General features: G+C 67.1%; 12 protein-coding genes and 1 riboswitch. Of the genes, 4 read left to right on the top strand and 8 right to left on the bottom strand.

What is annotated here, in order from left to right:
* Window position 1 precedes the first annotated feature (1 nt).
* Complete coding sequence (locus tag BM118_RS25970) at window positions 2-574, bottom strand: histidine phosphatase family protein (RefSeq protein ID WP_177234693.1); 573 nt, start codon at window positions 572-574, stop codon at window positions 2-4.
* A 72-nt stretch (window positions 575-646) separates the two neighbouring features.
* Window positions 647-848: riboswitch (cobalamin riboswitch) on the top strand.
* Window positions 849-961: 113 nt separating this feature from the next.
* Here BM118_RS25970 and BM118_RS41715 point away from each other — a divergent pair.
* Window positions 962-3319 carry a TonB-dependent receptor gene (locus BM118_RS41715; protein ID WP_177234692.1) on the top strand — a complete coding sequence of 786 codons (2358 nt, stop codon included), beginning with the start codon at window positions 962-964 and terminating at the stop codon, window positions 3317-3319.
* 12 nt (window positions 3320-3331) lie between these two features.
* Complete coding sequence (locus BM118_RS25955; RefSeq protein WP_092188659.1) at window positions 3332-4753, top strand: PepSY domain-containing protein; 1422 nt, start codon at window positions 3332-3334, stop codon at window positions 4751-4753.
* Between the two features lie 154 nt (window positions 4754-4907).
* On the opposite strand, the gene BM118_RS25950 is transcribed toward BM118_RS25955, so the two are convergent.
* Window positions 4908-6275: an amidase gene (locus tag BM118_RS25950; protein ID WP_092188657.1), complete on the bottom strand. Its 1368-nt coding sequence runs from the start codon at window positions 6273-6275 to the stop codon at window positions 4908-4910.
* Entirely contained in the window at window positions 6256-7446 is a 1191-nt protein-coding gene (locus BM118_RS25945) for an MFS transporter (RefSeq protein ID WP_092188655.1), read from the bottom strand. Before BM118_RS25945 ends, BM118_RS25950 begins: the two co-directional genes overlap by 20 nt.
* Window positions 7447-7472: 26 nt before the next feature.
* Between BM118_RS25945 and BM118_RS25940 the strand changes: the two genes are divergently transcribed.
* The gene (locus tag BM118_RS25940) at window positions 7473-7808 is read left to right on the top strand and encodes a hydroxyisourate hydrolase (protein ID WP_177234736.1); all 336 of its coding nucleotides are present in this window, start codon (window positions 7473-7475) and stop codon (window positions 7806-7808) included.
* Here the strand turns inward: BM118_RS25940 and BM118_RS25935 are convergent, their stop codons facing one another.
* Genes BM118_RS25935 through BM118_RS25920 form a run of 4 tightly spaced genes read right to left on the bottom strand, consistent with a single transcriptional unit; the run spans window position 7809 to window position 11675 of the window.
* Window positions 7809-8624 carry an ABC transporter permease gene (locus tag BM118_RS25935; protein WP_177234691.1) on the bottom strand — a complete coding sequence of 272 codons (816 nt, stop codon included), beginning with the start codon at window positions 8622-8624 and terminating at the stop codon, window positions 7809-7811.
* Window positions 8624-9487, bottom strand: a complete 864-nt coding sequence (locus BM118_RS25930; protein WP_092188649.1) for an ABC transporter permease — start codon at window positions 9485-9487, stop codon at window positions 8624-8626. Before BM118_RS25930 ends, BM118_RS25935 begins: the two co-directional genes overlap by 1 nt.
* A gap of 19 nt (window positions 9488-9506) precedes the next feature.
* Window positions 9507-10553 carry an ABC transporter substrate-binding protein gene (locus tag BM118_RS25925; RefSeq protein WP_092188647.1) on the bottom strand — a complete coding sequence of 349 codons (1047 nt, stop codon included), beginning with the start codon at window positions 10551-10553 and terminating at the stop codon, window positions 9507-9509.
* Between the two features lie 30 nt (window positions 10554-10583).
* On the bottom strand, window positions 10584-11675 hold the full coding sequence (locus tag BM118_RS25920; protein WP_092188645.1) for an ABC transporter ATP-binding protein: 1092 nt from the start codon (window positions 11673-11675) through the stop codon (window positions 10584-10586).
* 88 nt (window positions 11676-11763) lie between these two features.
* Between BM118_RS25920 and BM118_RS25915 the strand changes: the two genes are divergently transcribed.
* On the top strand, window positions 11764-13143 hold the full coding sequence (locus BM118_RS25915; protein ID WP_092188643.1) for an amidase: 1380 nt from the start codon (window positions 11764-11766) through the stop codon (window positions 13141-13143).
* Here BM118_RS25915 and BM118_RS25910 read toward each other — a convergent pair whose 3' ends face one another.
* The gene (locus tag BM118_RS25910) at window positions 13144-13893 is read right to left on the bottom strand and encodes an aspartate/glutamate racemase family protein (protein WP_177234735.1); all 750 of its coding nucleotides are present in this window, start codon (window positions 13891-13893) and stop codon (window positions 13144-13146) included. It abuts the gene before it with no gap.
* Between the last annotated feature and the right edge of the window lies 1 nt (window position 13894).

Raw genomic sequence — 13894 nt, 5'->3', positions numbered from 1 at the left:
CTCACGCCACGCGCTGATTGACCGACACGACGCGCCAGCCGGTCGCGAGCCGGTCGATCCTGGTGAGCGACAGCGGATCGATCACGAAGCGCAGGGCGGCTTGCGGCGTGAGATCCAGCGCGATGCACAGTGCGGCGCGGATCGTGCCGGAATGCACGACGAGCGTTGCGCGTCCAGCTTCGATCCGTGACAGCCCATGTCGGACGCGCGCGACCTGATCCTCGAAGCTTTCACCTCCCGGTGGCCGTGCGCGCGCCGGATCGCCCCAGAATTGCGCGTAGGCATCGCCGCCCATCGCTGCGAGGTCGTCATGCCGCCGGCCGGTCCAATCGCCGAAATCCTGTTCGCCGAACTCGCCCACCAGCTCCGGTTCGAGCCCCAGCGCGCGTGCCGTCTCGACCGTGCGCCGCGCCGGGCTGGCATAGATCGCAGAGCCCTGCGGCAAGCGCTGCCGCAGCGCCTCCAGTTGCGCGCGATCGCCGAGATCGGCGGGCGCGTCTGGCGCGTGGATCGTCCCCGCGACGCCGGCGACGGGCGCATGACGGATCAGCCAGAGGAAGGTCTCGCCTTCCATGCTCATCTCCAAGGAAGTTGGTCGCTGTGGCAATAACGCCGCAACTGGCACATTGACTCTGTCTAGGTCGTAATCCTAGATGCTCGCGACGGTTTCCCCCGAGAGGGGATGAAAAGGGAATGCGGTGCGGGGATGTTTCCCCAACGCCGCGGCTGCCCCCGCAACTGTAAGCGGATAATCCTTCGTCAGAAGCCACTGGGTCCTCGGTCCCGGGAAGGCGACGAAGTGGTGACGACCCGCGAGCCAGGAGACCTGCCGTCAGCCGTGGTCACACGCGAAGATGTCGGTCGGGGAGTACAGACATTCGGCTTCATCGGACGGCTGACAAGCCAAAGGTGAGACCTCGTTCGCTGTGACGTGCCACTGACGTCATACCGAGGTCCCGCTGTGTCTTCTATCCGTATTGGACGATCGCGCCGTTTCCTGCTTGCCTCCGCTGCTTTCACGTCGTTTACGGTCGCCGATCTGTCCGCCGCGCTGGCGCAGCAGGTCCGCGAACCGCTGCCACCCGTCGAGGTGTCGCCCAACCAATCCCGCAAGCAAGCCAAGCCGGCCGGGCGGGACGCGCAGAGTGCGCGCCGCGCAACGCCGCGCCGGCCAGCGGCCGCACCGGCGGCGCCTAAGCCTGCCGTGCCGGCCGCGGCGGCGCCAACGCCGCTCAACAGCAACGCGGTGGCCGAGAGTGCCTCGCGTCTCGGCCTCACCGTGCGCGAGACGCCCGCGACCGTCGAGGTGATCTCGGCCGCGACCATGCGCGAGCAGGGTTATCGCACCGTGTCCGAGGTCGCCCAAGGTGCGGTCGGTGTCACCTCCGGCGACGCTCCGGGGGAGCCGGCAGGCTTCTCGATGCGCGGCTTCACCAACAGCCAGATCAACACGCTCTACAACGGCATCAAGATCGGCCCGCAGAACATGACCTCGCGGATCATGGACACGGCCAATCTGGAGGCCGTGGAATTCCTGAAGGGCCCGGCCTCGCTGATCTCGGGCGAGGGCGCCGCCGGCGGCTCGATCAACCTCGTCACCAAGCAGCCGCACACCGGAGCGATCCGCAACGAGGCGGACTTCTCGTACGACTCCCTGAATTCGTTCCGCGCGCATTACGGCTCGGGCGGCAGCACCAACGTTCAGGGACTCGACTACCGCTTCGACATCAGCCGCTCCTCGCTCAATGGTTTTGTCGACGACACCAACACCAAGACGCTCGACGTGTCCGGCCAGCTCAACTACCGCGTCTCCGACAGTCTCAAGGTCTGGGGCGCGATCGAGTACCGCGAGGATCGCGGAAAGGCCTATTGGGGCGCGCCGCTGGTGCCGGTCGCCTATAGCGGCTCGCATGCGACGACGGGGATTGTCTCGGGCAACTACGTCTCGAACTTCAACAAAACCAATCTTGGTGCGGTCACGATCGACGACCGCACGTTCAACACCAACTACAACGTTCTCGATAACCGCAATGTCGCGCAAGAAGTCTGGCTGCGCGGCGGCTTCGAGTTGAAACTCGCGCCCGACCTGACGCTGAAGAGCCAGGTCTATGGCTATGGTGCGGAGCGGACGTGGTTCAACAACGAGGTCGAAGCGTTCAATTCGACCACGAACATGGTGGATCGTGAGCGCTTCTATGTCGCGCACAGCCAGCGCCTCGTCGGGAACATCACCGACCTGACCTGGGATGCGAATATCGCAGGTTTTGACAATCGCCTGGTCACGACGCTGTCCTCGAGCTATCTCGATTTTGTCAGGCCGGGGGCCGCAAATTTCCCCGGTGACTCCGTTTCGCTGGTCAATCCCGACCGCGGCTTTTACGGCCTGCTCACGACGCAGCAGCAGACCGCGCGCATCGACAACGAGGCGCTGTCGTTCGAGGACCGGCTGAAGCTGACGCGCAGCTTCGCGCTGATCGGCGGCCTGCGCGTCGAACATATCGGACTCGACCGCAACTCGACCGACAAGAACGGACTGGAGAAGACCGGCTTCCCGTTCACGCAGGACTGGGCGCCGGTGACGGGCCGCATCGGCTACACCTGGGAGGCCGTTCCCGGCCTGACCTTCTTCAGCCAGTACGCCACCGGCGCCGACGTATCGGCCAACAACATCTTCCTGCTGTTGCCGACCCAGCCGCTGGACCTGACGACGTCGCGCACCTATGAGACCGGCGTCAAGCATCTGTTCTGGGACAACAGGGCGGAGTGGTCGTTCTCGGCCTACGACATCCTGCGCAAGAACGTCTATGCGGCGGCCGGCGGGCAGGCGCTCAATATTGCGGGACGGCAGGAATCGAAGGGCGTCGAGCTCGCCGCCTCGGTGCGGCCGATCGAGCCCCTTCGGCTGTGGGGCAACATCGCTTATGTCGATGCACGCTATGCCGACTACAATTTCGTCGGCGGCTCGTTCTCGGGCAACACGCCGCCGAACGTGCCGCGCATCGTCGCGAATGCCGGTGCGTCGTACCGGTTCTTCACGCCGTGGCCGGTGGAGCTCGGCATCGTCGGCCGCCACGTCGGCGATCGCTACAACACCGACGCCAACACGGTGACGATGAACGCCTACACGGTCGGCGACATCTACGCCTTCGTCGACATTCCCAAGACGGTCTTCAATGCCGTCGATCAGGCTCGCCTGACCTTCCGGGTGCGCAACTTCACCGACAAGCGCTACGCGATCTGGGGCGATCCGTTCTATCCCGACCAGATCCTCCTGGGCGCGCCGCGCACCTACGAGATCTCGGCGGCGTTCAAATGGTAGGGCGCTGAGCGCATGATGGGCGCGATCGTCCTGCTGCATCGCTGGCTCGGGATCGCGTTCTGCCTGCTGTTCGCGATGTGGTTCGCGACGGGCATCGTGATGCATTTCGTTCCGTTTCCGTCATTGACGGAAGCGGAACGTTTTGCCGGCCTTGCTCCGGTGGAGCGCGTGCGGGCCGCCATTGCGGTTGCCGATGCCGTGGTTGCGAGCGGGATCGCGGACGCTACGCGCGTGCGCCTGATCCAGCGGAGCGACGGACCGGTCTACGTCGTGGCGGGGCCCTCGCGTTCGCGCGCGGTCCGCGCTTCCGACGGGCAGGATGCGTCTGTGTCGTCGCCCGAGATCGCGCTCGCCATCGCGCAGGCGCATGCGCGCCAGCGCGGGCTGGATGCCGCGCTTGCGGCGATCGTTGCGCACGCGGACTACGACCAGTGGAGCGTACCGAACGGCTTTGATCGCCACCGGCCGCTGTTTCGCGTGGCCCTCGGCGATGCCGCCGGAACGGAGGTCTACGTCTCGTCGCGTACCGGCGAAATCGTCCTGGATACGACGCGGAGCGAGCGCGGCTGGAATCTCGTCGGCAGCGTGCTGCATTGGATCTACCCGACCGTTCTGAGAAGCAACTGGGCGCTGTGGGACGGCGTGGTCTGGACGCTATCGCTGCTGGCCCTGATCGCGGCGATGTTGGGGGCGGTGCTCGGGATCGCGCGGGTGAGGATGCAGGGACGTCGGATCTCCTCGCCTTATCGCGGCTGGCATGCTCTGCATCACGTCGTCGGCCTGGCGGCAACGGCCTTCGTGCTGACCTGGATCTTCAGCGGCTGGCTCTCGATGGACCACGGCCGGCTGTTCTCGCGCGGGCAGTTGAGCCCGGCTGAGGCCGGCGTGACGAACGCCTTGCCGGACTGGAAGACGGCCGCCTCGCTCGATCGGAAGCCGGTATCGTCCTCGGCCCACGAAGTCGAATGGCTTGGCTTTAACGGCATGGTCTATCGACGCGAGCGGATTGGTCTCGACCAACAGGTCTTGGTTCGGCTGAACGCCCGAGAGGCAGGAGTGTTCAGCGCGCAAGAGGTCGAGAGTCTGGTGACGCGCCTTGCGGCCGGCTGCGGCGCGCCGTCCGTTCTTGCGGTCAATGACGACTATCCCGCGCAATCCATCGTCGCGGGGGCACCCGTCTACCGTGCCCGCTGCGGCGATCTCTGGTTCGACATCGACAGCGCCGACGGCAGCGTCCTGCAAAGGCTGGATGCGTCGCGGCGAGCCTATCGCTGGTTCTATAGCGCGCTGCACACGCTCGATTTTCCAACCCTCGTCGCGCATCCGCGCTTGCGCGATGTCCTGATCGTCGGCCTGTGCGCGATCGGGCTGGTGTTCTCGATCACCGGAATTGTCATCGGCTGGCGGCGGCTGCGTCTGTCTTTCGTCAGCTAGACTTGCTCGCGCGACGCCCGATCAAACAAAAAGTGCGAAAACAACCCCATGCACAGTAGCCGGTGATAATGAAATCAACGGCTTACGCAGGCGTTGGGGTGATTTGACCCGTCGGGCAAAACAGGGGTATGCTGCTATTATTCCGAAATCGCCGCTACGCCTGCAACAGCGCCTCGATCTGCCGGGCGGCGCGCAGCAGCGTGCGGTCCTGGCCGCGCCGGGCGATGATCTGGAGGCCGAACGGAAGCCCGCGTCCGTCGGTCCCGCACGGAATCGAGATCGCCGGCAATCGGGCGTGATTGACGAACGGTGTGAACACGGCATGCCCGCGCGGGCTTGCCGCACGGCCGTCGATCATGTCGGGCCCGAGCTGGCTGAACGGCCATGCGACGCAGGGGACGGTTGGCGTGAGCAGCAGGTCGACCTCGGTGAAGAAGGCCGCGAAGGCATTGGCGATCGCGGCGCTTGCGACCAGCGCACCAGCGACGTCCGCGCCTGACCAGGCGAGGCCGCGCTCGATCTGCTTGGCGATGTCGGGGTCGAAGACCGTCGGGTCCTTGCGGAAGGCGTCGCCATAGAGCGCGGCGAGGCCGGCGTGCTGAAGCGGCATGATGGCGTCTTCCGTCGCGCCGGCGGGCCAGACGGGATCGCGCTGCGAAATAGGCAAGCCTGCAGCGGCTAGCCGCGCGATGGCGGAAACGATGCCTTCGGCGACGACCTCGTCGACCGCGGCGTCGAGTCCGAGGCGCGGCGAGAAAGCGATGCGCAGGCCGGCAGGATCATCGGCTCCTCGCGCGATGGCGGCGGAATCTGGATCGCGCGGATCGATGCCGGCCATCGTCTCGAACGCCAGCGCGATATCGGCAACGTCGGCGGCGATCGGCGCGATGACGGAGAGGCCGAAGAACGGCTCGGCGAAACCGGGCCCATAGGGGATCGCGCCATAGGACGGCTTGAAGCCGGCGACGCCGACATGGGCCGGCGGCCTGCGGCTGGAGCCGCCTGCATCGGTGCCGATCGCGAGCGGCACGAGGCCGGCGGCAACCGCAGTGGCCGGGCCGCCCGATGAGCCACCGGGCGTCAACGCGGGATCGAGCGGATGCCGCGTTGGCCCGAACAGTAGCGAGGTGGTGACGCCCTTGCTGGCGAACTCGGACGTCGCGCCTATGCCGGCGACGACCGCGCCGGCCTTGCGCAGCCGCTCGATCGCAATCGCATTTTGTGGCGCGATGAAATCGGCGAACAGGCGCGAGCCCTGCGTGATACGCCAGCCGCTGACCCAGATGTTGTCCTTGACGACGATGGGCACGCCGGCGAGCGGCATGGTCTCGCCGGCACGCAGGCGCTCGTCGACCGCGGCGGCATCGGCCAGCGTGCGCGCGGGATCGATCGTGACCACTGCGTTCAACGCCTTGGCTGCCTCGATGCGGTCGAGGGCAGCCCTGGCGGTCTCGACGGCGCCCGTCCGTCCAGCCGCGACATCGGCTGCGATCTCGCGGGCGCTATGTGCTGGCTTTGTCATGGCCTCCCCAGATCAGCGCCACTGTGCCGCAGAGAGCGAGGCAGGCCAAGGCGAAGAACGCCGCGCCAAGGCCGGCCACACCGTCCAGGATCGACACCACGGCCGGCGCCGCCAGCAGGCCGGCATAGGACGCGGTCAGCACCGCGCCGGTGGTCTCGCCGATCCGGTCCTGCGGGGCGAGGCGGGCGATCTCGGCGATGAAGACGCCGTTCCAGCCCGATGCCGTCAGGCCGAACAGCGCCGCCACTGCGAACTGCCAGGTGCGGCTGAGCGATCCGCCGTCGAGGCCGAGCAGCGCAGCGCAGAAGGCCATGCCGAGGCCGATGACGACGAGCACGGCGCGGGAGGCGTCGAGGCGCATGGCGACGTAGCCCCAGCCGAGCCGGCCGATCAGGCCGCCGGCTTGCGCGCAGGCGAGCGCCATGCCGGCCTCGATGTGGCTGAGGCCGAGCTCGCGCGTGCCGAGCGTGACGAAGACCGTGTTGAGCGACACCTGCATTGCGCTGAACGGCATCGAGGCCAGCGCCAGCATCGCGATGCGCCGGTCCGCCGTCATCAGCGCCAGCCGCGCGCGGAGATCGAGTTTCGGGGGCGGGACGAGCTTGCCGGCGTAGGCCGGCCGCAGCCACTCGAACAGCGCGATCGCGAGCAGAGCCAGGGCGGCAACGGCCGCATAGCACCAGGCCGGCCCGAACGCGATGGCGATCGCGGGCAGGGCCAGCGAGCCGCAGACCGCGCCGATCTGGTTGCCGGTCTGGCGCACCGAGAAGACGAAGGCGCGGCGCTCGGCGGTCACCAGCCGCGCCAGCAGCGCCGCGCTTGCGGGCGTCTCGGGCCCCATGGCGAGGCCGAGGCAGAGGCCTGCGGCCAGCAGGGCGGCGCTCGATCCGAGTGAAGCCAGTGCCATGCCGACGACGATGGCCGCCGCGCAGAGGCTCGCGATCCGCAGCGAGCCGACCCGCGCGATGAAGCCGCCGCCCCAGAACGAGGCGGGGATGCCGACAGCGAACACCGCGCATGAGAACATCGAGAGCTGCCAGACCTCGATATGGGCGCGCGGCGCGACCACGCCGGGCGCGAACAAGGCGAGAGCGACCAGCGCCTGGAGCCAGGTCATCGCGCCCAGGGCTGGCAGCAGTGCTGGCCGAGCGGCAGCGTTTCCGTCTATCATGGTGGCGCGCTCAGCGGAGGAACATGGTGGCAGGCGGTATTTCCATTCACGCGGTCGATGTGGCAAGCGGACGGCCCGCGCAGGGGCTGCGCGTCGAAATCTGGCGGATCGATCCCGACTCCTCCCGCATTGCCGACGGGCGGCTCGGCGCCAATGGCGTGCTCGATCACCCTATTGCGCAAGGCGCCGGCGTGACGGCCGGCGAGTACGAGGTCCTGTTTCATCTCGGCGAGTTCTTTAGCGACAGCGGCGGTTTTCTCACGGTGACGCCGTTCCGCTTCCGCATCAAGGAGGTCGACGAGCATTTTCACCTGCCGCTGAAATTCACGCGCTGGGGTTATTCGCTGTTCCGCGGCGCCTGATCAATTCGTCAGCCGCCGCGACAGGCCCGTGACGCGCTCCATGACCGCGACCAGCGCGACGGTCGCGATGATCAGCACGCCCGACAGCGCGGCGATGGTGACATCCAACTTGCCTTCGAGATCCTGCCACATCCGGATCGGCAGCATGTCGGTGGCGGCATCGCGCAGGAACAGCGAGACCGGCACGTTGTCGAAGGACGACATGAAGGCGATGAAGGCGCCGGCGATGATGCCCGGCCGGATCAGCGGCAGCACGATGCGGCGGAACGTGTAGAGGCGGCTCGCGCCCAGCACCGCCGAGCTCTCCAGCAGGGTCGGCTCGAGCTGGGCGAGTGCTGCGATCGTGTTGCGCACCACATAGGGGACGCAGACCACGGTGTGGCCGATCACCAGCGTCAGCGGCGACACCGGCAGGCCGACCAGTGAGAACAGCATCAGGGCGGCAAGCCCGAAGGCCAGCGCCGGCAGAACCAGCGGCGACATGAACAGCGAATCGAGCAGCCGTGCCGACAGCGCCCGCGAGCGCGAGATCGCAAGCGCTGCGGCGACGCCGAGGACGACGGACAGGCCCGTCGCCCACAGCGCGACGATGAGGCTGTTCTTGGCCGCGAAGTGCAGCTGCCAGGCATTCCACAGTTCGGCGTACCATCGCAGCGAATAGCCCGGCGGCGGGAAACGCAGCGAGAAGCCGCTGGTAAAGGAAACGATCAGCACCACCAGCGACGGCGCGATGATGATGATCAGCGCGACCACCGCGATCACGGTCATGACCAGCTCGAAGCTGATCGCCTCCAGGGTACGCTTGCGACTGCTCATCACGCGCCTCCATAGCCGCGCGACATGCGGCCGAGCGTGGTGAAGACGGAGACGACCGCGAGCACCGCGAGCAGGAAGATGATGGAAATCGCCGAGGCGAACGGCCAGTTCTGCAGCGTCGAGGCCTGCTGATAGAGATACATCGGCATGAACAGCATCTGCCCGCCGCCGATCAGCGACTGGGTGATGAACGCCGTGATCGCGGCGGCATAGGTCAGCGTGCAGCCGGCGATCACGCCCGGCAGCGACAGCGGCAGCACGATCCTGAAGAAGGTGCGCCAGCTCCCGGCGCCGAGCGAGCAGGAGGCATCGTCGAGATTGGGGTCGATGCGGCCGAGCGCGGTGATCAGCGGCAGCGTCATCAGCGGCATCTGCACCTGCGCCAGCGCAATCACGACGCCGAACTGGGTGTAGAGCAGCTTCAAGGGCGTATTGATGATGCCGAGCGATTGCAGCGTCGCGTTGATGATACCCTGGCGGCCGAGGATGACGATCCAGGCGAAGGTGCGCACCACGACGCTGGTCAGGAGCGGCAGCAGCACGATCAGGATGATGATGGTCTGGAGCTTTGGCCCGACCCGCTGATAGAGCCAGGCGATGGGAAAGCCGAGCACGAGGCAGACGGCCGTGACCTCCGCGCCCAGCAGCAGCGTCGAGCCGAGCACCCCTAAGCTGAAGGGATCGGTGAGGAAGTGCAGGTACTGGCCGAGCCCCCAATGGAGCCCGGCCGTGTCGTTGTGCAGCGAGAGCCAGAGCAGTTGCAGCAGCGGCGCCACGAAGAAGACCAGGAAGAACAGCGCCAGCGGCACTGCCAATCCCATCCCGTAGGAGGTCACGTCCCGTGATGCCGGTGCTGCACCCATCGTCAGGTCCTTAACGCTCTCAGATCTTGATCTCGCGGTTGAAACGCTCGATCCAGGCCGAGCGCTGCTCGTTGATCTTCTTCCAGTCCTGGAACACGAACTTCTGCTTCAGTTCGGCCGTGTCCTTGGCGAGCACGCGCGCGATCTCGCCGCCCATCGTCACCTTGGAATTGGTGGGTACGATCAGGTAGGGCGGGTTCATCAGCGTGGTCTGCACCTCCGGCGTCAGCGCGGCCTCGATCAGCTTGAAGGCAAGCTCGCGGTTGGGCGAGTTCTTGACGATATGGATCGTGGTCTTGAAGGCGATGGCGCCTTCCTTCGGCGCCACGAACTCGACCGGCACGCCGCGCGCTTTCAGGATCTGGATGGCGTTGAAATTGCCGGGCGAGATGTCGATCTGGCCTTGCTGGAACAGGGTGGCGAGCGCGCCGGGATTGGCGGCCACGGCCGCGAGATTGGGCTTCAGCTCCTCGAGCGCCTTGAAGCCGGGATCGACATTGGCCTCCGAGCCGCCGCGCATCTTGGCGATCTCGACCAGCCAGCCGGTGCCGAGCGTCGAGTTGAGGTTGGTGATGCCGACGCGGCCCTTGAATTCCGGCTTCCAGAGATCGGCCCAGGAGGTCGGCGGCGTCTTGACGGCCTCCGGATTGTAGGTGAGGCCGACGACCTGGAAGAACGGGGCGGGGCCCATCGGCTCCTGCGCCTCGGCGATCAGGTCCTTGTAAGAGGCGCTCTTCTCGACCGGATAGGGCTCGACCAGATCCTGGCCGATCGCGACGAGGGCGGGGCCGGGATCGTGCAGCATGACGTCGATCGGCGGATTGGCCTTGGCGGCATTGACCTTCGCGATCTGGTCGACCGAGAGCATGGGATCGAGCACCATCGCGGCGTCCGCGTTGGCTTTGCGGAAGGCCGGCACCAGCACGGCCTTGTGCGCTTCCTCCCAGCTTCCGGTGAAGGTCGCAAACACCAGCGGGCGGGCCTGGGCGAAGCTCAGGCCCGGAAACGCCTTCATGGCGCCGAGTGTGAGTGCGGTCGTCATCAGGCTTCGGCGGTTGAGGATCATGTCGAACTCCGTGTGAACTATGGACTGGATCTAAAGCGTTGCGGGAAAGGCGTTGGCGAGCGACGGGGCGAGCGGCGCGAGGCGCACCGCGGCGCCGTTCTCCAGCGCGCGCGTCTCGCCGATGCGCGCCTGCGAGACCTTGACTCCGGAGCCGTCGGCGGTCGTGACCTCGTGCACGACGGTGGCGCCCAGCGGCAGCGACATGCCGACCACGCCGGCAAACCCGGTTTCGTCGCCGACGAATTGCAGGTGTTCGGGCCGGATGCAGACGGTGACGCGGCCGCCTTCAGCGAGCGCGCCTGCGGGCCGTGCGATGATCTCCGCGCCGGCATCGAGACGCACCTTGGCGGCGGTGCGGTCCGCCGCGACCACGACACCGGGCATGCGGTTGGTGGAGCCGACGAAGGTGTTGACGAACAGCGTCTGCGGACGGTCGTAGACGTCGGACGGCGAGCCGAACTGCTCGAGCTTGCCGTGGCTCAGCACGGCGACGCGGTCGGCCATCGACAGCGCTTCTTCCTGGTCGTGCGTCACGATCAGCGTGGTGATGCCGGAGACGCGTTGCAGCCGCTTGACCTCGATCTGCATGTCGAGCCGCAAATTCTTATCGAGCGCGGCAAAGGGCTCGTCGAGCAGCAGGATCGACGGCTTGATCGCCAGCGCGCGGGCCAGCGCGACGCGCTGCTGCTGACCGCCGGAGAGCTGCCGCGGCAGCCGCTCGGCCATCGCAGGCAATTGCACCAGCTCCAGCAGGCGCTGCGCCTCGCGCTGCCGCGTCGCCTTGTCGATGCCGCGCGCGGCGAGCCCGTAGGCGACGTTCTCGCTGATCGACAGGTGTGGAAACAGCGCGTAGTTCTGGAACACGATGCCGACAGCGCGACGGTTCGGCGGCAGCGTATCGACGATGTCGTCGCCGATGATGATCCGCCCTTGCGTCTGCGCGATGAAGCCGGCGATGATCCGCAGCAGGGTGGTCTTGCCGCAGCCGGACGGGCCGAGCAGGGCGATGATCTCGCCGCCCTTGATGTCGAGATTGATGTTCTCGACCGCGAGTGCGCCGCTCGGATAGCGGTGCGTGACGGCGTCGACGACGAGCGAACGTCCGCTTGGCGCATCAGCCATGGTGTTGCCTCCCGTTGCTCCAGAAGAGAAAGCAAGTCTCGTGCCCGAAGCGCTCGCCTTTCGATGCGCGATTTGGCATGGTGGCCCGATGACATCGGTTTGCGACCTCACGGCCACGGAGCTTGCGCGCGCCATCGCCAGGGGCGAGCTGTCCTCGCGTGAAGCCGTCGAGGCGCACCTCGCGCGGATCGCGAGCCTCGATACCCAATTGGCGGCGTTTGTCACGGTCGATGCGGAGGGTGCCCGCCGTGCGGTGGAAATCTGCGATGCGGCGCCCGCGCCGATCGGACCTCTGCATGGTGTGCCGATAGGGATCAAGGACCTCACCGATACCGGCGGGATCACGACAACTTACGGATCGGCTCTGTTCCGCGATCACGTCCCGGCGGAGGACGATCTCGTGGTGGCCCGGCTGCGGCGCGCCGGTGCGATCATTCTGGGAAAGACCAACACGCCGGAATTCGGCTTCGGTGCGGTCTGCACCAACCGGTTGCGTGGGCCGACGCGCAATCCCTTCGATCCCGCGCTGACCTCCGGCGGATCGTCCGGCGGCTCCGCCGTCGCGGTCGCGGCCGGCATGGTGCCGCTGGCGCATGGCACCGATTTCGGCGGCTCCGTGCGGACGCCCGCCAGCTTCTGCGACGTCGCCTCGATCCGGCCGACGCCCGGCCGCATTCCGTCGCCGCGCCGTCCGCTCGGCTGGGACATGCTGGCCACCCACGGCTTCCTCGCCCGCGGCGTCGACGACCTCGAACTTGCGCTGTCGGTATGCGCGGGAAGCGACGCACACGATCCGCTCTCGGCCGGCGTTGTCAGTGACGACCGGCCACTTGCGGGACGTCCCCGGATCGCCGTCACGCCTGACTTTGGCGTCGCGCCGGTTTCGCGCGACGTTCGAGCCCGCTTCGCCTCCGCCTGCGACGAGCTCGCACGCATTGCCGATCTCGTGCCAGCCTCGCCCGAATGCGGCGGCGCGATCGAGACCTTTCGGACGTTGCGCGCCGCTCACATTGCCAACAATTATGGTGAGCTGCTGAGAACGCGCCGCGCCGAGCTCACGCCCACCGTGATCTGGAATATCGAGGCGGGCGCAAAGCTCTCCGCCGAAGATTATCTCAATGCCGAGCGCCGCCGCACGGCGATCTACCGCAGCTTTCGCGAGCTGTTCACGCGCGCCGACGTCCTGGTCGCGCCGGCGGCATCGGTCTTGCCGTGGCCGAACGAGATCAGCGACGTCACCGCAATCGACGGCGCGCCGCTGGAGACGCCGATCGACTATCTCGCCGTTACCTTCATCGTGTCGCTGGTCGGGTTTCCGGTCCTGACCCTGCCGGCGCGGCGTCAGGTGAACGAGCTGCCGTTCGGAATCCAGATCATCGCGCCGCCGGGATGCGAATCCCGCTTGTTTGCCTTCGGCCGTATCATCGAGAACGAATTGGGTTTTTCGCATCGCCGGCCGCCTCTCTGATCAGCTGTCGCGATGCTCGAGCCGGGCGGCGAGCGCGGCGGCAAGACCGATGGTCGGCTTGGCGGCGGGCCGGCGGAACGTGCCCACCGTCGCCTTGCGCAGGCGCAGCGTCACCAGCGCCTCGGCCTGCTTCACGGCGGCAATGACCTGATCGACCACGGGGACGGGGATCCGGTCGGCGACGCGTTCGGCAAGGCCCGAAAGCGGCGCGCCGGCGAAGATCAGCACGTCGGCCTCGTCCTCGACAATGGCGCGCTGCGCGAGATCGACCAGCACATCCTCCTTCTCGGTGCCGACCTCGGAGATCGCCTGGAACGGCGTGTCGAGCATGCGGATACCGGCGCAGCGCTCCCACAGCCCGTGGGCGCGGACGCATTCTTCGTACCAGGGCCCCAGCGCCTGGGCGAAGGTGACGATGGCGAAGCGGCGGCCGGCCATGCACGCCGTCAGCATCGCCGCTTCCGCCATGCCGACCACGGGAATGTCGAAGGTTTCGCGCGCGGCGAACAGGCCGGGATCGCCGAAGGCGGCGATGATCGCGGCATCGACCTTCTTGTGCTGCTCGGCCAGCATCTCCAGCGCGATGGCGCCGCCGATCTGCGCCTCGGTCCGTGTCGCGATATAGGGCACGCCGCGGGTCGCGGTGCAGGGGATCAGCTCCGTGCCGGGCGAAACCGCGCGTTGCCCGACCCGCATCATCAGCTGCGTGACTTCGGTGCTGGTGTTGGGGTTGAGCAGCAGCAGCTTCATG

The organism is Bradyrhizobium sp. cf659, from assembly GCF_900113725.1.
Lineage (GTDB): Bacteria > Pseudomonadota > Alphaproteobacteria > Rhizobiales > Xanthobacteraceae > Bradyrhizobium.
Note: the sequence above shows the minus strand (reverse complement) of the source record. Positions and strands in the feature narration are given on the sequence as shown.